This window comes from Shimia sp. NS0008-38b, assembly GCF_040370365.1.
In the GTDB taxonomy this organism is placed as follows: domain Bacteria; phylum Pseudomonadota; class Alphaproteobacteria; order Rhodobacterales; family Rhodobacteraceae; genus Shimia.
In genome coordinates this window covers 868,619-889,492 of sequence record NZ_BAABWQ010000003.1, presented here as the reverse complement: position 1 = coordinate 889,492, position 20,874 = coordinate 868,619, and the positions used below count along the sequence as shown (strand labels likewise).

At 57.4% G+C, this 20,874-nt stretch carries 16 protein-coding genes and 1 tRNA gene; 5 read left to right on the top strand and 12 right to left on the bottom strand.

Annotated features, from left to right (window positions below; all coding sequences use genetic code 11):
* Positions 1 to 8 precede the first annotated feature (8 nt).
* The 4 genes from ABWV47_RS16430 to ABWV47_RS16415 form a co-directional block, all read right to left on the bottom strand.
* Positions 9 to 1,322 (bottom strand): serine/threonine protein kinase, encoded by a 1,314-nt coding sequence (locus ABWV47_RS16430; RefSeq protein WP_353313744.1) that lies wholly within the window; start codon positions 1,320 to 1,322, stop codon positions 9 to 11.
* A 379-nt stretch (positions 1,323 to 1,701) separates the two neighbouring features.
* On the bottom strand, positions 1,702 to 2,178 hold the full coding sequence (locus tag ABWV47_RS16425; RefSeq protein ID WP_353313742.1) for a GNAT family N-acetyltransferase: 477 nt from the start codon (positions 2,176 to 2,178) through the stop codon (positions 1,702 to 1,704).
* A gap of 353 nt (positions 2,179 to 2,531) precedes the next feature.
* Positions 2,532 to 2,608: transfer RNA gene (locus tag ABWV47_RS16420), tRNA-Arg, on the bottom strand.
* Between the two features lie 142 nt (positions 2,609 to 2,750).
* The gene (locus ABWV47_RS16415) at positions 2,751 to 5,006 is read right to left on the bottom strand and encodes a methyl-accepting chemotaxis protein (protein ID WP_353313740.1); all 2,256 of its coding nucleotides are present in this window, start codon (positions 5,004 to 5,006) and stop codon (positions 2,751 to 2,753) included.
* A 310-nt stretch (positions 5,007 to 5,316) separates the two neighbouring features.
* Between ABWV47_RS16415 and ABWV47_RS16410 the strand changes: the two genes are divergently transcribed.
* Genes ABWV47_RS16410 through ABWV47_RS16395 form a run of 4 tightly spaced genes read left to right on the top strand, consistent with a single transcriptional unit; the run spans position 5,317 to position 8,540 of the window.
* Positions 5,317 to 6,087 carry a glycosyltransferase family 2 protein gene (locus tag ABWV47_RS16410; protein WP_353313739.1) on the top strand — a complete coding sequence of 257 codons (771 nt, stop codon included), beginning with the start codon at positions 5,317 to 5,319 and terminating at the stop codon, positions 6,085 to 6,087.
* Complete coding sequence (locus ABWV47_RS16405) at positions 6,087 to 6,398, top strand: lipid-A-disaccharide synthase N-terminal domain-containing protein (protein ID WP_353313737.1); 312 nt, start codon at positions 6,087 to 6,089, stop codon at positions 6,396 to 6,398. Before ABWV47_RS16410 ends, ABWV47_RS16405 begins: the two co-directional genes overlap by 1 nt.
* Positions 6,385 to 7,854 carry an ArnT family glycosyltransferase gene (locus ABWV47_RS16400; RefSeq protein ID WP_353313735.1) on the top strand — a complete coding sequence of 490 codons (1,470 nt, stop codon included), beginning with the start codon at positions 6,385 to 6,387 and terminating at the stop codon, positions 7,852 to 7,854. Before ABWV47_RS16405 ends, ABWV47_RS16400 begins: the two co-directional genes overlap by 14 nt.
* The gene (locus tag ABWV47_RS16395) at positions 7,851 to 8,540 is read left to right on the top strand and encodes a phosphatase PAP2 family protein (protein WP_353313733.1); all 690 of its coding nucleotides are present in this window, start codon (positions 7,851 to 7,853) and stop codon (positions 8,538 to 8,540) included. The genes ABWV47_RS16400 and ABWV47_RS16395 overlap by 4 nt, the downstream gene beginning before the upstream one ends.
* A gap of 4 nt (positions 8,541 to 8,544) precedes the next feature.
* Here ABWV47_RS16395 and ABWV47_RS16390 read toward each other — a convergent pair whose 3' ends face one another.
* The 8 genes from ABWV47_RS16390 to ABWV47_RS16355 form a co-directional block, all read right to left on the bottom strand.
* Complete coding sequence (locus tag ABWV47_RS16390; RefSeq protein ID WP_353313731.1) at positions 8,545 to 9,027, bottom strand: RNA pyrophosphohydrolase; 483 nt, start codon at positions 9,025 to 9,027, stop codon at positions 8,545 to 8,547.
* Between the two features lie 274 nt (positions 9,028 to 9,301).
* Entirely contained in the window at positions 9,302 to 10,636 is a 1,335-nt protein-coding gene (locus ABWV47_RS16385; RefSeq protein WP_353313729.1) for a S41 family peptidase, read from the bottom strand.
* Between the two features lie 3 nt (positions 10,637 to 10,639).
* The gene (locus tag ABWV47_RS16380) at positions 10,640 to 11,791 is read right to left on the bottom strand and encodes a murein hydrolase activator EnvC family protein (protein ID WP_502959713.1); all 1,152 of its coding nucleotides are present in this window, start codon (positions 11,789 to 11,791) and stop codon (positions 10,640 to 10,642) included.
* Positions 11,788 to 13,305 carry a 2,3-bisphosphoglycerate-independent phosphoglycerate mutase gene (gene gpmI, locus ABWV47_RS16375; RefSeq protein WP_353313727.1) on the bottom strand — a complete coding sequence of 506 codons (1,518 nt, stop codon included), beginning with the start codon at positions 13,303 to 13,305 and terminating at the stop codon, positions 11,788 to 11,790. The genes ABWV47_RS16380 and gpmI overlap by 4 nt, the downstream gene beginning before the upstream one ends.
* A 186-nt stretch (positions 13,306 to 13,491) precedes the next feature.
* Positions 13,492 to 15,534, bottom strand: a complete 2,043-nt coding sequence (locus tag ABWV47_RS16370) for a hypothetical protein (protein ID WP_353313725.1) — start codon at positions 15,532 to 15,534, stop codon at positions 13,492 to 13,494.
* A complete protein-coding gene (locus tag ABWV47_RS16365) occupies positions 15,531 to 18,296 on the bottom strand; it encodes a DUF4159 domain-containing protein (protein WP_353313723.1) in 2,766 nt (921 codons plus the stop codon). The genes ABWV47_RS16370 and ABWV47_RS16365 overlap by 4 nt, the downstream gene beginning before the upstream one ends.
* Positions 18,293 to 19,177 (bottom strand): DUF58 domain-containing protein, encoded by an 885-nt coding sequence (locus ABWV47_RS16360; RefSeq protein WP_353313721.1) that lies wholly within the window; start codon positions 19,175 to 19,177, stop codon positions 18,293 to 18,295. Before ABWV47_RS16360 ends, ABWV47_RS16365 begins: the two co-directional genes overlap by 4 nt.
* Positions 19,174 to 20,181, bottom strand: a complete 1,008-nt coding sequence (locus ABWV47_RS16355; RefSeq protein ID WP_353313719.1) for an AAA family ATPase — start codon at positions 20,179 to 20,181, stop codon at positions 19,174 to 19,176. The genes ABWV47_RS16360 and ABWV47_RS16355 overlap by 4 nt, the downstream gene beginning before the upstream one ends.
* 68 nt (positions 20,182 to 20,249) lie before the next feature.
* Here ABWV47_RS16355 and ABWV47_RS16350 point away from each other — a divergent pair, with 68 nt between their 5' ends.
* Positions 20,250 to 20,840: a DUF1285 domain-containing protein gene (locus ABWV47_RS16350; protein ID WP_353313717.1), complete on the top strand. Its 591-nt coding sequence runs from the start codon at positions 20,250 to 20,252 to the stop codon at positions 20,838 to 20,840.
* Positions 20,841 to 20,874 lie beyond the last annotated feature (34 nt).

Genomic DNA, 20,874 nt, shown 5'->3' with positions numbered 1-20,874 from the left:
ATGTCCCTTCAAATTAGGAATAGGCGAGTGTTGGTGGAAAGTCGGTCACCTTTGACGCGATCACAAAATCGAATAAGCGCCGAAGTGAGTCCATGTTGGCTGGAGGGTGCCGGATGGGCGTTTGGCGAGGATTGCCTTGGTACAAACTCACCCTGACGAGGAGGACGAATTTCGGGCCGGGTTCGGGATGCAATCTGCCGATCCTGTTCTCTTAAATACGCAGCAACGTCGTCAATTGGCTCCCCAAATATATCGACATACTGCTTGGGGGCCGACGTGGTCTGCGACGAACCGTCGAGAGGTTGCTTCGGTTTCTGCAATGCCTTCGGCAATCCTGGTGTCAAAAGTTTATTGGTCTTGCTGACCAACTCCTCGATGACTCCGATCACCGCTGGATCAAACACAGGCAAGGGCTTCGGTATCGGTCCGTCCATCACCGCCAGCCAATCATCTGCGCAACGCAACCGGTCAGCAGGGGCTAAGGCCAAGGCGCGATCCGTGGCCAATTTTAGGCGTATTTCAATCTCAAAATCGGAAGACTCCAGCGGAATGTAGGGGTCCATTTTTCCGTTGGCAGTCATATCTCCGCGGATTTGGGCGTCCGGGGGGGCTTCGCCGGTGAAGATGAGATGGCAGAGTGCGCCGAATGAATACATGTCACTGTGCGCACCTTGCGCCCCGTCAGCGCTGTAAAACTCCGGTGGGGAATACCCATCTTTCACGGCCAGCATGCATTGGTTTTGCCCGCTTTCGATATCGTCAGAAGAATAGGCTGCGCCAAAGTCGATCAGCGTCACATCGCCCTCAGCGGTCAAAATGAGATTGTCTGGGGCCACGTCGCGATGCAGGACCCCGCGATCATGTAGGTAACTTAACGCGTCAAGAACCTGGCGCAGAACAGTGTCGATCAGCTTGGGTGTCAAGCGCCCCGGCGCGTGATCAACCAGTTCATGTAGGTCATCTCCTTCGACAAAATCCATGGCCGTATATGCGGTGCCGTTTTCCGCAAACGTCTGGTGGACACCCACGATGCGCGGATGGTCGAGCTCAGCGAGCTGGTGTGCTTCCGCCTGAAATTGATCCAAAACAGAGGCAAAAAACGGGGCATTTTCTCGGCCGGTAGGCACCACGTTGTGACCATCGCGCATACAAATCTGAGCAGGAAAACACTCTTTGATCACGACGGTGCGGTTCAAACTGTCAGAGGCAAGGTAGGTGAGGCCAAAGCCGCCTTGGCCCAAGTTGCGGATGATCCGATATTGTCCCCTTAGCAACTCTGTGCCGGGAGGCAGCATCGTCGCGGTGTCTTCGGCGTGGTTCATCGACGCAACGTCCTCTCTATCGTTAGACGGGGAGGAAATGCGGCAGCAAGTTCTCACCTAAGAGGCCAAGCTGTGGAGAAAATGTGTTCCAATCATGTCCGCACTGCGCAACAGATTGGGCGCACAATTACGGTTTGAAGCGAATGCTTAACAAACCAATAGGAAGCCCAGTTGTGTGAGAACACCAAAATGCGGCAACAGCAGGGGTCTTAAGCGCGCCTCTCGTTTGGATCTGCACGCGATCGTGCTTGAACGGTGATCGCCGCGGTGCAGACCTGAGCGAAACAGATTTGTAATGAAAACTGATAGTGTCGGTCAGGTCTGGTTGCATAACGCCGAGTTCGTCCCAGCAAAGCTGTCCCGTGCTGCGGGTCTCAGATTAGCCGACTTTCATTCTGTACACGACGAATTCTGTATCTCTGCCAAGCTGGTCGTACAGGCGGCGCGCGGTCACATTGTCCGCCTGAGTGTGCCAGTAAATGTCGCCAACGTCCTGTGAGCGGCACATGACGGAGATCCCGTCGATCAGCGCCCGGGCAACCCCACGGCCGCGCGCAGTCGGAGATGTGAAAAGATCTTGCATGTAGCATGTCTGTTGCAGCTGGATCAGGTTGTCGTGGAACACGACATGGGCAAATCCCAGCATTCTGCCATCGGTCATGGCGACAAGGCCCGCGACGGAACTTCTCGGGTCGAGAATGCGTTTCCACGTGTTTTCAATGACGTCTGACGACAGGGCGGTGTCACCCTCCCGACCATAAAAGGCATTGTATTGCGCCCAGAGCTCTGTCCACGCAGACTTGTCTGACAGTGTCGGCAGCCGCACATGCACGTCGATAGAAGCATCCTCGGTCATCATTTTCCTTTGATGTCACATACCCATCTGCGGTGTTAGCACGCCAAAGCTAGTCTGGTTTGCACAAAAAATCGATCCCACCGCAGCCGAACACATTCTACCCAGTATGGCCCAGAATGCGCTTGCGCGCACTCAGCATCACTGCAGAGGATATTGCAACTGCTGTGACCTCTCGCAATCCAACGAGAGAAGCAACAAGAAGCGCAACAACCGATACCGATATGGCCTCAAGAAACCGCACAAGCATGTAAGTTTTGTACAGGTTTCAGCCGGTTTCGGGGCGAAAGCGGGCGGGGCTTTCTGCACGCGTCTGCACAACAAGCTGAAAATAAGCCATATTTTTCAGGTGTTTTTGGCGACCCCGGCAGGATTCGAACCTGCAACCTGCCCCTTAGGAGGGGGCTGCTCTATCCAGTTGAGCCACGGGGCCGCATGGACGCATAAAGAGGGCCCTCAAAACCAGCACTTCATGTGTCTCCGTGCTTTTTACATGCTGTTGAACGGGATGCAATGTTGCCCCGCGCTCATGGTCGAGCTGTCATCGACTAAGGGAGTTCACGGGCCCTTTGACCTCAGGCGCTTAGAAGCACGTCTTCAGAATCCGCATTTTTTGAGCCATCGCCACTTTTGTTCTCCATATCAAATCGGGACACAATATCCGAAAGTGTTTGTGCTTCGCCTTGCAACATCTGGCTGGAGGCGGCGGCCTCCTCTGCCATCGCGGTGTTTTGCTGGGTCATCGAGTCCAGCTGGCGCATGGCTGTGTTGATATTTTCCAAACCCGACGATTGTGACCGCACGCCGTCTGAAATCTCTGTGACCAGAGCCGAGACTGAGGCCACCTGAGTAATGATGCCATTGAGAGCGTCACCCGCCCGACCAACCATGGCCACACCATGGGATACATGACCCTCGCTGGCGGTTGTAAGGGTCTGAATTTGGCCTGCGGCTGTTGCCGCACGCAGCGCAAGCGCGCGCACCTCTGAGGCGACGACAGCAAAACCGCTTCCAGCGCTTCCGGCGCGCGCGGCTTCTACCCCAGCGTTCAAAGCCAATAGGTTGGTTTGGAACGCGATGTCATCAATCACGTTGATGATCTGGGTGATCTCGTCGGAGGTTTGATGGATTTGGTCCATGGCGTCCACGGCCGAGGTCACAACCTCTTTGCTGCCTTCAGCCTCAGACCGGGCTCTTTGCATGGCGTCATCCACACGTGTGGCCCGATCCGCAGTTGCTTTGACGCCGTCTGAAAGGGTGTTGACTGCTTTGGCGGTCTCTTCCAGCGTAACAGCCGCGCTTTCGGTGCGGTTCTCCATCACCGTCGCGGCAGACTTTTGTTCAGAGGAGTACTGACCAACATTCTGTGAGGAGACGACGATTTCTGACATGAGATGGCGGAGATTGGCGAGGCTGTGATTGAAGTTTTCACGCAACATTTCGTAGTCGGCGTCAAAAGCGTCTTGGATGTCGCAGGCCAAATTCCCGCGCTCAAGCTCTGAAAGTGCTTGGCTCATGGTATTCACAACTTCTGCAGTTTTCTGCGCGGCCTTCGCTTCCCGCGATGAGGCCTGATCCGCTAGCTTCAGTCGATCGCGGAAATTTCCGATGGTTTGGGCCAATTCGCCCAGCTCATCCCCACGGTTCATACCGGTGATATCGACGTCATAGTCTCCTTCCGCCAAAGAAGATGTCACGCCATGCAACGCACGGATGGGTTTGGTGACGCGACCGGCTGCAACCCACGAAACAATCGCGGCGATGACGACTGAAGACGCAATCATAATAATGGCGAGCCAGCGAACACGTTGGACCCCCGCAAAGGCGACGCCTCTGTCGGTCTCCATCACCAAGGTCCAGTTGAACCCCGCAATGTTCAGAGGTTTCACCAGCGCAATGACCTCTTGTCCTCCGGGGGCTGTCGCAGATTCGAAAAGGGTTTCCTCGCCTGCCATGGCGGTTTGCACATGGGGCACGTTTGAGAGTTGGGCAAAAACATCAAATTGCCCTTCCAGCACAGATGCACTGCGTGCCACGCCGTCATCACTCACAAGGTAGATGTTTTGCTGTCCATCTGGCTGCAAATTGGCACTCAAAGCCTCGACGATTTGCTGGTTGGACAATTGCACTGCCAGCACACCTGCCACGGTTTTTTTCTTGCTGAGAATTGGGACCGCCATGAAAGCTCCGGGTGCCCCACCATTGAGCGCATATGCCTCAAAGTCAGAGGTCACGATGTCCCCTGGCGCTGCCTGAATGGCGGCGTGAAACACTTTTCCCAAACCGGTCTCCGCATTGGGCCCGCTCGAGAAGTCCTGAGCAAAATCGGCTTGCTTTGATACGGAGTAAAGCAGACGGCCTTCCATGTTGAACAAATAGATATCTTTGTATCCATTCAACCGCAAAGACCGCAGAAACGTCGGGTGATAACTGGCGTGCGATTGGCTGTAGTATTCACCGTCTCCCGGATCGACGAACTCGGCCCGCGCGTCCGCAGCATTGGGGTTTTCCGTAATGTAGGTGCGTGTGAGGTAGCCCACCGGTTCTTCTTCGATCATTTTGTAGACGCGATCAAAGTTGCTCACAGCGCGGAAGGTGGTTGGCTGGTCGCCGCTCATTATGAGATCACGCCGAACCGCATCAATCAAAGAGGTCAACGCCTGCTGACCGGAATTGGCCGTGGTTTCATTCGAAAAATACACATTCAGGCGAATTCGCTCTTCTGCCATGCGATAGACCAGAAAAGAAACAGTCACCAGAAACGTTGCGGTCAGCGCTACCATGAGCAATGGCAGCTTGAATTTCAGCGACACGCCAGAGGCCTTCACCATTTTTGTCCACTCCCGGCGCACTGTTCCGTGCGCCAATTAATTCATGTGTTAGCTATTTTCTAAATAGGAATGTCCTGCCGTTTTCTTAAAATCCAAGCCGCAGGTTCAAGAAACTCTCTTTCGGCCTCAAGGGGCGCACAGTTTTTGCACGCGAATTGCAACAGTTTGAAACAGGGTTCACACGCTATCGGCGACAGGCTGCATGCACAAAGTGCCACCACACTTGACGCCAGATGCGGAAAAGCAGAACAAGGGCGCCAAAGAGGCGGGTCCAATGGTGGCCCGCACCTGTGTTTGAAGGTATAACTGCATGACCAAATCCGCCACATCACCCGATGTCTCCATCGTGGTACCGGCGAAGAACGAGGCAGAAAATCTCCCCGGGCTAATCCGGGGCATCCACGATGCCTTCGCCAGCACAACGCACAGTATTGAAATCATCGTCGTTGACGACAAGTCTGATGATAACTCTTTGACTGTGCTTGAGAAGTTGAGATCTGAGTTTTCGGAACTGCGTGTTTTGACACACCCACAATCTGCGGGCCAAAGTGCCGCGGTCCATTCCGGTACCCGCGCAGCCAAAGCGGCGATCATCTGTACGTTGGACGGTGATGGGCAAAATCCACCATCTGAGTTGCCTCGTCTGGTCGCACCTCTCTTGGCTGCGGACGCCCCGGCGGAATTGGCACTCGTGGCTGGTCAACGAGTCGGGCGCCAGGACACAATGTCCAAAAAACTGGCCTCCAAAGCGGCCAATGGCATCCGCTCGTTTATCCTAAAAGACGAGACCCGCGACACCGGTTGTGGTCTCAAAAGTTTCAAACGCGATGCCTTTCTGGAACTTCCCTATTTTGACCACATGCATCGCTATCTGCCTGCGCTTTTTTCCATGAACAATTGGACGGTGGCCCATGTAGATGTCTCCCATCGTGCACGCGAAGCGGGCCGTTCCAACTATTCCAACCTACAGCGTGCGCTTGTGGGCCTGGTCGACCTCTTTGGTGTCGCTTGGCTGATCCGCCGCCGTAAGAAGGCGCGTGCCAGCGAAGCTGCCGTTGCCCAAGAACACGGTAACACCTGATGGACGCCCTGCTTTCGTTTCTTAAAGTCGACAATTGGGTCGAATTCTGGTGGGTCATGTTTGGCTTGTTTGGCCAACTGATGTTCACCGGCCGCTTTCTGGTGCAATGGATCGCCTCAGAGCGCGCAAAACGGTCTACCGTGCCTTTGGCGTTTTGGTATTTTTCCATGGGTGGTGGTGTGATCCTGTTCACCTACGCGCTGTATCGTCAGGACCCGGTGTTCATTCTTGGGCAATCTCTGGGTTTGTTTATCTACTCGCGCAACCTTTTCTTGATCTACAAGGAACGCAGGGACAATGCCGCAAGCTGAGGCACACGCCGCGCAGGATTGGTTGCGCCCCACACTGATTGCGGTTTTGGCCGTAACCTTGGCACGTGTCTTGGTTCTTTGGGGCAGTCCAACCGACCTCTACGTTGATGAGAGCCAGTATTGGGTCTGGGGACAGTATCTGGATTTTGGATACTTTTCCAAACCGCCGATGATCGGCTGGGTGCTGCGCGTGTTTGACGAACTGGCGATCCAACGCTCCGCTTTTTCCGTCCGTCTTCCTGCGCCGCTGTTTCATGGCGTGACCGCGATGTTGCTTGCGGGGTTTGCGCACACCATGATGCCAGACCGCCGGGGCGCGGCGCTGTGGGTGGCCATGGCCTACCTGTCTTTGCCCATTGTCGCTGTGGGGAGTTTTCTGATCTCCACGGACACCATCATGGCGCCATTTTTGGTTGGGGCTTTGATGCTGTACTGGCGCTTGTGTGGCGGGGGAACCGTGCGTGATGCCCTCTTGGGCGGGGCGCTGCTTGGCTGTGCTTTCCTGTCCAAATACGCCGCTCTGTACTTTCTGCCCGGTGCGGTGATCGCCTATGCCCTTTATCCTTCCATGCGTCCGCACGGTCGGCATGTGGCGCTCTTTTCGCTGACCTTCTTACTTGTCGCTGCTCCCAATATCCTGTGGAACGTTGCCAATGATCTGACAACCGTGTCTCACACGATGGACAACATCGGTTGGGTCAAAGAAGAAAGCCCCGGCGTACAGTTGAACTTTGGCGGTATGGCTGAATTCATCGCCTCGCAATTTGCGGTCTTCGGGCCGGTCTTTATGGTATTTTGGCTGTTGGCCTTGCGCGCCCCGGCGCCCGCACGCCGCCGCGCAATGATTTGGATGTCTGTTCCGGTGTGGGCCATTGTGATCGTCCAGGCTCTGATGTCGCGCGCTTATGCAAACTGGGCGTTCGCCGCCATCTTGCCGGCCGTCATTGTCGCCACGCTTTGGGCGCTGGAACGCAACCGGATTCGCGGGCTTTGGGTTGGAGTCGGTCTCAACGTGGCGATCAGCGCGGTGATCGCCGTGTTGGTGCTCTTTCCCATGTGGATTGGCGACGGCAAAGGCCAACCTTTGGCAAAGCGCTATGTAAATGTCGCGGCCATTACCGAAGCCGCAGAGGCGTTGGCCCGGGAACAGAACATTGACACTGTGGTGGCGCGCAGCCGCGGTATGTTGGCGGATTTCTTCTTTCATGGGGCCGACAGCGATCTGACGTTTTACGCAAAACCACCCGATGGCGCGCCGCACAGTTACTATCAACAAAAATTGGCTCTGCCCGACGACTTTAGTGGCCCCGTGCTGTATGTATCCTATCGGGATGCGCTCACATGTCGGGATGGCAGCCAACCGGAACAAGTCGCAGACTTGCGCCAAGAGATCGGAAGCTGGTCCGGCGTGGCCTTGCCTGCATATGTGGTAGAAGCGGATTGTCTGCGGCCATGACTGTCAACGCCAAAGCCTTGCGTGACTGCGTGATCCTCACGGCGTTTCTGGCGTTGGTGTTTTTGGCTTTTCCAAGTTTGGACATTGCGTTCTCAAATCTGTTCTACAAAACGGAAATAGGGTTTTGGTTGGCCGATCTGCACAGCGTTCAGTGGCTGCGCGAGATCATTTGGCAAGCCATCGTGCTTGTTGCTCTCACGTCGCTTGTTGCGCTCTGCTTTACCAAAGTGTTCCGCTCGACAACGCCGGTTCTTAACAAAGTCTGGGAGGTGATCGTGTTGACCTACCTTCTGGGGCCGGCGCTCTTGGTGGACGCAATCCTCAAAAGCCACTGGGGTCGGGCCCGTCCCGGCGCCACAACTGATTTTGGCGGCACAGCTGAGTTTACCCCCGCCTTTGTTCTCAGTGATCAATGCGCCCGAAACTGCTCATTTGTGTCAGGAGAAGGCTCAGGTGTGACCGCGCTTCTGATCGCTGTGCTGTTGATTGTGCACAATCAGACGCCAGCTTGGCATCATCGCTGGATAAAGGCCGGTGCGTTTGTCCTGTTTGTGGCAGGCCTTAGTCTGCGTGTGCTTATGGGACGCCATTTTCTGTCAGACACCTTGTTGGCGGTGCTGTTTGTCACAATGATCACACTGGCTTTGTTGCAATTGCCACGTTACCGAAATCTGCGCCTGTTCTAAGCTGCTAAATGTGGTTGGCAAATGCCGCGACAACCTGTTCATAGACAGCGCGTTTGAAGGGCACGATGTTGTCGACCAATTGATCTACCGGCAGCCAACGCCACTCAGAAAACTCCTGATGATCCACCACAATGTTGACCTGATCGTCGGTGCCGTGAAACCGCATCAGATACCATTTTTGTTTCTGACCGCGGAATTTGCCTTTCCAAATCTTGGCCTGAATGTCTGGCGGCAGATCATAGGCGATCCAGCCGTCGGTTTCCGCCTCGATTGTCACCAAATCGGGAGATACACCTGTCTCTTCTTCCAATTCACGCAGGGCAGCGTCTCGTGCCTCTTCGCCTTTGTCAATTCCACCTTGTGGCATCTGCCACGCCGCAACACGACTGTCGATCCTCTGCCCGACAAAGACATGGCCTTGGGCATTCACCAGCATCACACCAACGTTTTTGCGATAGGGCAGGTTGGAAACTTCCGCTGATGTCATGATGCGCTCCTCAATGGCTCTTCACCCGTCCTACCGAAGCCATCCACGGCGCGCAACACACCAGCGGTGATCACGTATCAAAGACGCGGCCCTTGCGGTGAGACACGTTCACGGTGACCCCGCAATATGTACTCTTGTCCCAAAGCCACTACGCACGTTGCTTTTGAGTCTGAAATCTACTTACAGTGCGCTGCAAGCGCAGGCGGTCACGTGTCTCTTAAAACGAGAAAGGCGCCCAAGATAGGGCGCCTTTCAACAACAATTTGAAGAGTGCTTACTCTTTTGGACCCAACGCAGACAGACCTTTGAGGATATCCAGCGCATAGGCCAATTGATAATCCTCTTCGCGCAGTTTGGCTGCGTCCTCAGCTTTGGTGCGGTCTTCTTCGATCTGACGGATCTCGTCTTCTGTCAGGCTGTCGTTGTTCAGACTGCCGCGCAGATCCGCTTCACTGCGTGTGTTGCGACCGCTCTCTTCTTCTTCCTCTGTTTCCGGCTGACGGCGGGGCTGTTCCACCACGATGTCAGGGCTTACACCCAGTGCCTGAATGGAGCGGCCAGAAGGCGTGTAATAGCGTGCTGTGGTCAAGCGCATTGCACCGTCGCCCCGCAGCGGCATGACCGTCTGCACCGAGCCTTTGCCAAAGCTCTTGGTGCCCACGACGATGGCGCGACGGTGATCCTGCAGCGCACCGGCCACAATCTCAGAGGCTGAAGCAGACCCGCCGTTGATCAGCACCACAATCGGTTTGCCTTCCGCCAGATCGCCCGGCACGGCGTTGTAGCGTTCCCCGTCCTGCGGGTTGCGGCCTCGGGTTGAAACAATCTCCCCTTTTTCAAGGAAGCTGTCAGACACTTTGATGGCTTGCGTTAGTAACCCGCCGGGGTTGTTGCGCAGATCAAGCACGATGCCGTTCACATTTTCCATGCCGCCCAACTCTTTGACCTGTTCTGCAAAACCGGCTTCTAGGTTCGGGGTGGTCTGATCGTTAAATGTGGTCACGCGCAGCACAACGCTGTCACCCACAGTGCGGCTGCGCACGGCGGTGAGCTTGATAGTGTCGCGGATGATTGACACGTCAAAGGGCTCTGGTTCGCCTTCGCGCACCACGGTGATCACAATTTCGCTGCCCACTGGGCCGCGCATTTTTTCTACGGCCTGATCCAATGTCAGTCCCAGCACGCTTTCGCCATCCACATGGGTGATGAAATCGCCAGCTTCCATGCCCGCGTCATCTGCAGGTGTGCCATCAATCGGAGAGACCACTTTGACAAAGCCCTCTTCCTGCGTGACCTCGATGCCGAGACCGCCAAACTCACCACGGGTTTGCACACGCATGTCGTTGGCGTCATCTGGGGACAGATAGCTGGAATGTGGGTCAAGAGATGTCAGCATGCCATTGATGGCCGCCTCAATCAGATCACCTTCATCCACTTCTTCCACATATTGAATGCGGATGCGTTCAAAGATGTCGCCAAACAGGTCCAGCTGTTCATAGACGTTGGTTTTGCGCGCAGCTTCCTGCGCCAACAGCGGCCCAGCCACCTGTGTGGTGACCAAAAGACCAGCCACAATGCCTCCTGCAGCGGCGGCGACGAATTTCTTCATTGCTTATCCATCCTCATTCGTTCGGAACCACGTTGCCGGGTCCACGGGCGTCTTGCCCTCTCTGATCTCTATATAGAGCGTTTCTGGCCGTGCATTGCCAGAGCCTTCACCGGACTGTGAAAGAATTGCACCACTTTCCAGCCCGTTTCCTCCCATCAAGCCGATGGGAGCACCCTCTGACAGCACCTCCCCGACGTTGCCATAGACCTGAGCAAGCCCGGCAAATATGAACAACAGGCCCGGTTGGGGCTCAAGAATCATGACATTTCCAAAATCCAACAGCGGTCCACGATAGCGGATCGTCGCGGCCGAAGGGCTGACCACCAAGGCGCTGGGACGTGTCGCCAAGACCAATCCCGGTCGGCGTATCCCTGCGGCATCCGCTTCTCCAGCCCGGCGCAAGACCGTTGATTCAACGGGCAAAGGCAAATCGCCCTTGCTATCCATCACATCTGGTAAGGAAACGTCCTCAAGCCCTTCGACCTGTAGATCCACCAATGCGCTGGCAAAACCTTCCAAGGTTTCGGTTGACGCAATCAGCAGGGCGGTCTGCACTGGGTCTTCGGTAAAACGGCGCGGGGGATCAACCCTGTCAGCAATGGCTTTGCTGAGAGCGGTGCGCGCGTTCTGTGCTCCAGCAAGCCCATCTTGCAGAGTTTGTGCCGCGCCTTCCTGAAGGCTGCGCAGAATGCTGACCTCTTCCAAATCACGGCGCACTTGGGCCGCTTTGGCTTCCAGCGCGGGTGTCACATCTGCCAAAATCATGCCAGACCGCGCGGTGCCCATGGGGCCGCCCGGATGCACCATGATCACTTCGGCCGGACCGGTGCTCATGCGTTGAAGCACGCCCAGCAGTTTGGAAATATCTGCCTCTTGTGCTTTCAATTGTTTGGAAAGTTGCGCCTCACGAATAGAGGCACGCCGTAGCCCCGCACGCAATGCCGTGAGCCCACTTTCATACGCATGCACAACGCCGGTCAGCGATTTCACTTGATCACGGCTGCTTTTGGATTGCGCCAAAGCCACAGAGGCCGCTTCCAATTGGTCCGCTGCTGCACGCGCGGCAGCCGCGGGATCGGTGTCCGGCAGCGCACTGGTGGCCGTTACACACAGCGTCAGCCATGTTGCGAAGATATGCGCCGCCCATTTTCTCAAACGATCAGGCTCTTTCCGGTCATTTCGGCCGGTTGAGCAATCCCCATCAAGTGTAAGAGTGTTGGCGCAAGATCCGCCAAGCGACCGGCGCGCAGATCGGCGTTCTGGGGACCATTGACCAGCACCACAGGCACAAGGTTGGTTGTGTGCGCCGTATGTGGCCCGCCGGTTTCTGGGTCCACCATTTGCTCGCAGTTGCCGTGATCGGCAGTGACAATCATTGCGCCACCCGCAGCTTCAAGTGCGGATCGCACTTTGCCAAGCCCACGGTCCACCGCCTCGCAGGCAGCCATCGCGGCTTTAAGGCTGCCGGTATGGCCTACCATATCGGGGTTGGCGTAGTTGGTTACGATCAGGTCATAGCCATGCTCGATCGCGGCAACGAATTTTTCGGTCACTTCATCGGCACTCATTTCGGGTTGCAGATCATACGTCGCCACTTTGGGGGACTTGGGCATAAAACGATCTTCCCCTTCGGCGGGTGTTTCTGCGCCGCCATTGAGGAAAAACGTCACATGCGGGTACTTTTCTGTTTCTGCCAAACGGAATTGGGTTTTGCCCTGCTTGGCCACCCATTCACCCAATGTGTTGACGATCTCCTGCTTGGGATAGGCTGTTGTCATGTAGGCATTGTGCGCTTCAGAGTAGTTCACCATGCCCAGCATGCCAGCCCATGTTGGACGGGTGCTCACATCAAAATCGTCAAAATCCGGTTGGCCCAAGGCGGCGAGAATTTCACGCGCACGATCTGCCCGGAAATTGAGACAGAAGAAGCCATCGCCATCGTTGGCTCCGGCGTAATCACCAATCACGGTTGCCGGGATAAATTCATCGCTCTCATCGCGCGCGTAGGCGGCCGCGACAGCTGCTTTAGCGTCTGCAGCCTGATGAGCGGCTTTGCCTGATGTCCAAGCGTCAAAGGCCTGTGAAACACGTTCCCATCGGTTGTCGCGATCCATGGCATAATAGCGCCCTGTCACAGTGCCAACTTTGGCACCTGCTGGCAGACCATCCAGTAAGGTGTCAAAAAACGGCAGCGCTGACTCCGGCGCCACGTCGCGGCCATCGGTCACCGCATGCAACACCACCGGCACACCGGCTTGCGCGATGGCATTCACCGCGGCGAGCACATGAGTGATGTGTCCGTGCACCCCGCCGTCAGAAATGACGCCCATCAAATGTGCGGTGCCGCCGGTGTCTTTAAGGGTGCTGATAAAGGCCTGAAGAGCGGCGTTTTGAAAAAATGAGCCGTCTTCGATGGCCAGATCAATCTGACCCAAATCCATGGCCACCACGCGGCCTGCCCCGATATTGGTGTGCCCAACTTCAGAGTTCCCCATCTGGCCTGTTGGCAGGCCCACGTCTGGGCCGTGGGTGATCAACGTGGCATTGGGACCATCGGCCATCATCGCATCAAAATTGGGGGTGTTGGCCAAGTAAGGCGCGTTAGCATCGGTTTGATCAGACAGGCCCCAGCCATCCAAAATACACAGTACAACAGGCTTGGGCGCCATAGGTCTCATGCTCCGCTAATAAAAAGTGCGACCAAATTGGCCTCATGCGTTGGCAGGGTTCTACCGTGACGGCAAAGGTGAAGAAACCGGTTTTTCGGTGCAAATGGCGACTGTTGTATGCGGGCCAGCCCCTGCTGTCTTTTTGGACAGCCGATCGGCGATGTCTTAAGCCCTCAAAAGAGCGGCTTAACGGCGACCTTCGCGCAGCCAGCCAGTCAAGATAAAGCTCCCTGCCAGAAGCAGAACCAGCCAGACAGGCAGCAAGGGTGCACGGGCCACATCTAGGGTTTCAAAGGCATCGCGTGGGGTGAGGCCAATCCAGTTGCGCCCTGCTGCAGGACGCCCCGGGCGCACATCACGCACACCAGGCACACCGTCCTCCAGACGCAACGCGCCGCCTCGGGTTGCCGCCAGAAGCGGGGCAAGCGCATCAGGGCGGGCGATGGTCTCCTCAAATTCGCGCGGGGCAGCTGGACCAAGGCCCACAACAGTCTCTTTGTCGCCCTGTGTAAGCCGGTACAGGCCCATCTCCATGCCCTGAAACACAGTTTCAAAGTGCCCCGGATATTGTTCTGACAGGGTCACCTCAGAGGTGTTGCCAGATGGGGTGGTGATGGTCACCGGCCCCACGGTGTCTGACAGGCTGCGGCGGATGATACGCAGGCTTTGACCGGCGGGCTCTGCCCAGAGCGCCTCTTCTTCGAGTTCGGGCTCTCCCATCATCCAATGCGCCAACCGGCGCAGCAGTTCCAATTGTGGCCCGCCACCGTCATACCCTCGCGCCCAAAGCCAAGCGTGATCAGACGCCAAGAGCGCGACTCGCCCCTGATCGACGCGGTTTAGTATCAGAAGGGGGCGATCGTCCTTCCCAGTCATCAGCACATCGCCAGCATCTGGCGCAACTTCAATTTGGCGCAGCCAGCGTCCCCAGCTCTCTTGGGCAGGCAGGCCGGAAGTGACCGGGTGGCGCTGGCCGACATCGCTGATTTGCGGCACAAAGGCTTCGTCTACCACGCGCGCCGTCGGGCTTGCGGGAAGCACCTGAGACAACGGGCTGCGGTAGATGCTGTCCGCGCTGGCGTAGTCAGGTCCGGCGGCCACCAACACCGCGCCGCCCTTGCGGACGTAGTCCGCGACGTTTTCCAGATAAAGCGAGGGCAATATCCCACGCCGCTGATAGCGATCAAAAATGATCAGGTCGAAATCTTCGATCTTTTCCAGAAAGAGCTCGCGTGTCGGAAACGCAATCAAAGACAATTCGCTGACCGGCACGCCATCCTGTTTTTCCGGAGGGCGCAAAATTGTGAAATGTACCAAATCCACAGACGCGTCTGATTTGAGCAGGTTGCGCCATGTGCGCCCACCTGGGTGCGGCTCACCTGAAACCAGCAGCACACGCAGCCTGTCCCGCACGCCGTTGATCTGCACCAGCGCCGCGTTGTTGCGGTCCGTCAGCTCGCCCTCTGCTTCTGGCACCGAGAATTGGATCACGTTTCGCCCGCCGTGAGGCAATGTCACCGGCAGTTCAATGTCACGCCCAATGGGCACGGCAAAGCGCTGTGGCTCGGCACCATCAACCGAAATATCAACCGGCACACGATCCACATCCTGCGGAGCATTTCCACTGTCTTCAATGCGTAGGGTCAGAGTGACCGGCTCGCCCAAAATGGCAAAGGCCGGTGCATTGCGGATACTTAAGCGGCGGTCCCAATCGGACGCACGGCCGGTCTGCAGAAGGTGAAACGGTGCGGGCAAATCTGGCGCGCGCTCCATATCATGCACCTGACCATCAGACAGGGCAATGACACCGGCAATACGCCCGCGCGGTTCTTGAGCGATGGCCTCAGAAAGAGCCGCCATCATTTCGGTGCCACCATCACCTGCGTTGTCACGCACCACAATTCGGCGCAGTTCCGTGTTGGGGCGTGCGGTCAACCGGGCCGCCAATGCATCCGCTGCGACAGAGGTTTGATCCGCCCGATCCGAGAGCTGCTGGCTGGCGGATTGATCGACCAGCATGAGCACGATGTCACTGAGCGCGCCGCGATTTTCGGTTTGCCATACCGGCCCTGCCAAAGCGGCCAATATCACCAGCCCTGCCAAGCCACGCCAGCCCCATCCGGCCAACCCACGCCGGAGTGCGACAAACACTGACAGGGCGCCCACGGCGGCAAGCACCGCCAAAACCCACAGCGGCAAAATCGGGTCAAAAATAACAGAGGTCATCATTGGCCCAACCGATCCAGCAACGCAGGCACATGCACCTGATCGCTTTTGTAATTGCCCGTCAGCACATGCATGATCAGGTTCACGCCAAACCGATAGGCCAGTTCTCGTTGCCGCTCACCAGCCCGGCCACGCCCCACTGGGAAAAGGGTGTTGCCGCGCGTATCCACGGCCCATGCAGCAGCCCAATCGTTGCCGCCAATCACCACCGGTGTGACTCCGTCATTGAGGTTGCGAAACGGCATTCCCTCAATTTTTTCGGCATCTGGCGGTGCGGCCTCGACCCAGACATCGCGGCTCATATAGCGCCCGGGGAAGTCCTGCAGCAGATAAAAGGTCCGCGTAAGCACATGGTCTTCTGGCAGCGGGTCCAATGGCGGAATGTCCAGCCCAGCGGCGAGTTTCTGCAGCTTTCGGCCGGTGGGGCTTGCGGTGCCAAATCGAGCCACATCTGCGTCGCGCGTATCAAATAGGATCATGCCACCGGAGCGCAGATAGGCGTTGAGCTTGGCATAGGCTTCTTGCGACGGGCTTGGTTGATCCGGGGTGATCGGCCAATACAGGAACGGGTAGAAGGCCAGCTCATCGACCTCCAGATCGACGGTGTCAGGCGCCGCCGGTTCAATTGAGGTGCGGAAGAACAGCACATTGGACAATCCGCGCAATCCGGCCAAGGCGATTTCATCCACTTGAGGATCGCCGGTTTGCACGTGGCCCAACACCACTTCTAGGCTGTTGTCTGCTTTCGCAGGCACGTCTGCGGTCTGTGCGTCAACGCTTGGCGCGATCATAAGTGCAGCCAGCCAAACGGCGGCCACCCGCGCGCCCCAAAGGCGGCCTGACACCAGCAAAGAAGCAAAAACATCCAGCGCAAGGATCATCAACGCGACGGCAAGGGCATAGCCTGTGAGGTCCGTGCTCACCGCGCCACGCAGCCCCTCGACAGGTACAGTGGCAGGCCAACGGGCCGCGGAGAGATCGGTGTCATCCTTGACCACCGGCAGCGCCAGAACTTTGTCACCATCTCGGTACAAACCGGGCTGTAACTCTGGGCCAACCCGCCCTTCCGCCAAAGCTTCACCACGCACGCCCGCCAAAGTCTGTGCATCTTCCAGACGACCAAACCCATCAAGCACCTTAACGGGTTGCCACGTGGTGCCCGCAAGCCGGGTTTCCGCTTCTGCTCCCACAGCGCTCAAGATCGCCAACCGATCAAGCATTTGTACAAATAGACCTGACAGCGGCAAGCCAGACCATTGTGCATTGGCGGTGACATGCACCAGCACAACTTGGCCGTCGCCAACCGATTTGCGGGTGACCAGCGGCGTGCCATCACTAAGCGCTGCGATCACCCTATCGGCCAAGGTGGGGTCTGGTTGCGCCATGACTTGCGCGGTCACCGTAACTTCTTCGGGCACGGCAAGGCCAAAGAACGGGCTGTCTTGATCAAACGGCGCAAGCGACTTTGGCTCCCCCCAGCTCATAGCCCCACCAACGCTGCGCCCGCCTGCACGCAAGCGCACCGGCAACAGCGGGTCTTCTGCTGTGCGGCTGATCTCACTGGCCGCCAAACGTGGACCCGCGAACCGCAACAACAATCCCCCTTCATTTAGCCAGTCCAAAACCGCCTCGGTTTCGCCATCGGACAACACAGCCACATCGGCCAGCACAATCACATCGGGGTTGGCTGGCAAAATATCCGTCAATGCGCCCTCGATCACATCTGCTGACGGCATCAAAGCTTGGCGCAAGTAGTGCAGAGGCGACAAAAGTTGCAATTCCTCGCGATCTTCGCGACCGGCAATCAACGCAACTTCTCGCCGCCTCAGACTGTCATCTGACAGGGCCACGGCCCCCGCCGAGCGCAGATTTGCAATCTCAAACCGCGTCACCCGTGCGCGCAGTTCACTGGGCAAGACAAGCGCGTTGTCCGCTGACTGCGCGCCTGCCTCAAATGTCAAAGGCAAGCTTGCCAAAATACGTTCCGCACCGCCGGGATCGGTGCCAATCGCTTGCACGGTCACCTCTTGGGCCACACGCGCCTGACTGCGGCGTGCGCGCAGCACCAACCGCCCGTCCTCATAGGTTGCAGGCATCAATGCCACGCTGCCCAATCCGGTCTGAACAATCCGCACATCGCCGCGCGGCTGAAGTGCCTTCAACAAATCCGACCGGCCTGCGTTGGCCAACCCGTCTGACAGCCAGACCGTGTCAAACCGCTGATCGGCCGGCAGGCTCTGCAGCTCTGCGGCCAAGAACTGCAACGCCTCTGCGTCTGCGGCCCACGCCATTGGTGTCACACCGGGCAGGCGGCTCTGCACCGCATCAGCTTGCAAAAAACGCAACGGTTCAGGTGCGCTCAACCGCTGTACTGACGCCACGCGCCCGTTGCGCGCCGCCTCATCCAGCAGCGCCGCCACCATTTCCCGCCGCGCTTCCCAATCGGTGGCTGAGGCCCAGCTGGCATCCATCAAGATCAACAAAGGACCGCGCGCCGTGTCGCGATTTTGAGGGTTGAGCAACGGTCCAGCCAATCCAATGATCAATGCCGCCAGCGCAAGTGTGCGCAACAGCAGCAGCCACCACGGCGTGCGATCTGTGACCGTGTCCTCGTCGGCCAATCCCAGCAGCAACACCACGCCTGGAAAACGCCGCCGGATCGGGGCCGGAGGGATGGCGCGCAAAATCAACCACAACACCGGCAAGACCACCAACGCGGCCAAAATCCACGGCGTCACAAACCCAATGGACAGCCCACCCATCATCCGCGTTTCTCCAAAGCGCGATGCGCCCAAAGCAGCGCCGCCTGCGCAGGCTGCCCGGTGCTGTGATGGCCATAAAGCCAACCTGTCGCGCGGCACAAATCTTTCAAGGCGGCTTGTCGCTCAGCCAAACGTTCCAAATACCGACCTTTTAGATCGTCTGCTTTTTTGGTGTCGTGGCTGATACTGCCACCGACACTTTCAAATATCGCACGGCCTTTGAACGGGAAAGCTTCTTCGGCAGGGTCCAGTATCTGCAAACACACTCCCCGAACGCCGCGATCCGCCGCTTTGGTGAGCGCGGCAACAACGGCGTCAAAGTCTCCCATGAAATCTGAGAGAAACACTGCGCGCGCATGTGGCAACATCGCCCGGGCTTCTGGGGTGCCGTAATCTGGGGTCTCCCCCTCCAGATCGTCTCGCAAAAACATTTCTGCCAGACGCAAAATTTGAATCTCCCCACGCCGCGGCGGCAAATCCGTGCCCGTCAATCCAACGCGCTCGCCGCTGCGGATCAACAGCACCGCCAAGGACAGCGCCAACAGACGTGCGCGGTCAGCCTTCTGCGGCACATCTTTGGTGCTCGAAAACATCATCGAGGGCGCTGTGTCGACCCACATCATCACGGATTGCGCGACTTGCCACTCTCTTTGGCGGACAAATTGCGCGTCCGATCTGGCCGAACGCCGCCAGTCAATCATGCGCAGACTGTCACCGGGCTGTACCGGGCGGTACTGCCAGAAGTCATCCCCCATGCCAGAGCGCCGCCGCCCATGTTCCCCTAGTAGAACTGTCGAGGCCAAATGCTCCGCATGTGCCAAAAGCGGCGGTAGGCTTGCGGCCTCAACCTCAGCTTGGCTGCGCAGATGCGGAGCTGTTGTCACGCGGCGGCTCCAATCGCGTCAAACCGCGCAACGGTCTCGCCAATCACTTTAGACAGGGATTCACCCCGCGCGCGCGCCGCAAAGGTCAACGCCATGCGGTGGCTTAGAACCGGCCCCGCCATATCGATCACATCCTGCGCATTGGGTGCCAACCGCCCCTGCAACAAGGCCTGCGCCCGCACCGTCATCATCAAGGCTTGTGCGGCCCGTGGTCCGGGACCCCACGCCACATTTTCGCGCACTGCGTCGCTGGCCGTCTCATCATCGGGGCGGCAGGCCCGCACTAGATCCAGAATCAACTCCATCACACTTTCGCCAACGGGCATGCGGCGCAGCAACATTTGCGCTGCGATCAACTCGTCAGCGGTGAAAACCTCATGGGCGTCCTCTTCGGTGGCGCCGGTTGTGGCCAACAAAATGTCCCGTTCGGTGTCGCGGTCCGGGTAGGGGACGTCAATCTGAACCAAAAAGCGATCAAGCTGCGCCTCTGGCAAAGGGTAGGTGCCTTCTTGCTCAATTGGGTTTTGTGTGGCGAGCACGTGAAACGGCGCATCCAATGGCCGATCTTCACCTGCCACCGTCACTTGCTTTTCCTGCATCGCCTGCAACAACGCGGATTGCGTGCGCGGGCTGGCCCGGTTGATTTCGTCCGCCATCAGCAGCTGACAGAAAATCGGGCCCGGCACGAATCGGAAGTTGCGCGTGCCGCCCTTCGCTTTCTCCAAAACTTCAGATCCAAGAATATCCGCCGGCATCAGATCCGGGGTGAATTGCACCCGATTTCCATGGAGCCCCATCACGGTGGAAAGCGTGTCTACCAGTCGGGTTTTGCCAAGGCCTGGAAGACCGATCAACAGCGCGTGTCCCCCACAAAGTAAGGCCGAAAGCGTCAGATCGACAACCCGTTCTTGGCCGATGAATCGTCGGGTGATTGCCTCTCTGGCCGCCGCCAGTTTTGTCCCCAACACGTCAATCTCTGCGACAAGATCGGTCTCATCTGACATGGAGTCACTCCCGTTGTGTTTGTCCGCTTACGTTGACAGTAACGCGCTCAGATGAAATGGCAAAAACAATGAGGGAACAATTTCCTGTGAATGTAGACGCAAACGCCATCGCCGCCTCCGCAAATGCCGCTGCCAAAGGCCGCGGCCCGGCGCCTGTGCACCTTTGGAACCCGCCACATTGCGGTGATCTGGACATGCGCATCGCGCGCGATGGGACTTGGTTTTATCAAGGCAGCCCGATCAACCGTCCCGCCATGGTGCGTCTGTTTTCAAATATTTTGCGCAAAGATGGTGATCACTACGTCCTGGTCACTCCGGTTGAGAAAGTGGGCATCACGGTTGAGGACGTCCCGTTTGTGTCCGATGATTTTACGCAAACAGGCACTGGGCAGGGACAAGTGCTGACGTTTGAAACCCATGTGGGTGACATGGCGGTGGCGGGTCCAGAAAACCCAATTCGCGTCGAGATTGACCCTGAGACGGATGAGCCTGCGCCCTACATCACCGTCCGTGCCAATCTTGAGGCACGCATCTCGCGCAAAGCATTCTATCGGCTTGTGGATCTCGCGGTGCACCAAGAGCAAGATGGTGAGCGCTATTTCGGTGTGATGTCTTCGGGAGCGTTTTTCCCGTTTCTACCATCCAGTGCTCTGGGATAAGGCATACCTCCGCCGATCGCTCAAAATTGCGGAA

Excerpts from the sequence above, each read along its gene's own strand:
- ABWV47_RS16430 (WP_353313744.1), bottom strand. The coding sequence starts at position 1,322 with ATGAACCACGCCGAAGACACCGCGACGATGCTGCCTCCCGGCACAGAG.
- ABWV47_RS16425 (WP_353313742.1), bottom strand. The coding sequence starts at position 2,178 with ATGACCGAGGATGCTTCTATCGACGTGCATGTGCGGCTGCCGACACTG.
- ABWV47_RS16415 (WP_353313740.1), bottom strand. The coding sequence starts at position 5,006 with ATGGTGAAGGCCTCTGGCGTGTCGCTGAAATTCAAGCTGCCATTGCTC.
- ABWV47_RS16410 (WP_353313739.1), top strand. The coding sequence starts at position 5,317 with ATGACCAAATCCGCCACATCACCCGATGTCTCCATCGTGGTACCGGCG.
- ABWV47_RS16405 (WP_353313737.1), top strand. The coding sequence starts at position 6,087 with ATGGACGCCCTGCTTTCGTTTCTTAAAGTCGACAATTGGGTCGAATTC.
- ABWV47_RS16400 (WP_353313735.1), top strand. The coding sequence starts at position 6,385 with ATGCCGCAAGCTGAGGCACACGCCGCGCAGGATTGGTTGCGCCCCACA.
- ABWV47_RS16395 (WP_353313733.1), top strand. The coding sequence starts at position 7,851 with ATGACTGTCAACGCCAAAGCCTTGCGTGACTGCGTGATCCTCACGGCG.
- ABWV47_RS16390 (WP_353313731.1), bottom strand. The coding sequence starts at position 9,027 with ATGACATCAGCGGAAGTTTCCAACCTGCCCTATCGCAAAAACGTTGGT.
- ABWV47_RS16385 (WP_353313729.1), bottom strand. The coding sequence starts at position 10,636 with ATGAAGAAATTCGTCGCCGCCGCTGCAGGAGGCATTGTGGCTGGTCTT.
- gpmI (WP_353313727.1), bottom strand. The coding sequence starts at position 13,305 with ATGGCGCCCAAGCCTGTTGTACTGTGTATTTTGGATGGCTGGGGCCTG.
- ABWV47_RS16370 (WP_353313725.1), bottom strand. The coding sequence starts at position 15,534 with ATGATGACCTCTGTTATTTTTGACCCGATTTTGCCGCTGTGGGTTTTG.
- ABWV47_RS16365 (WP_353313723.1), bottom strand. The coding sequence starts at position 18,296 with ATGATGGGTGGGCTGTCCATTGGGTTTGTGACGCCGTGGATTTTGGCC.
- ABWV47_RS16355 (WP_353313719.1), bottom strand. The coding sequence starts at position 20,181 with ATGTCAGATGAGACCGATCTTGTCGCAGAGATTGACGTGTTGGGGACA.
- ABWV47_RS16350 (WP_353313717.1), top strand. The coding sequence starts at position 20,250 with ATGAGGGAACAATTTCCTGTGAATGTAGACGCAAACGCCATCGCCGCC.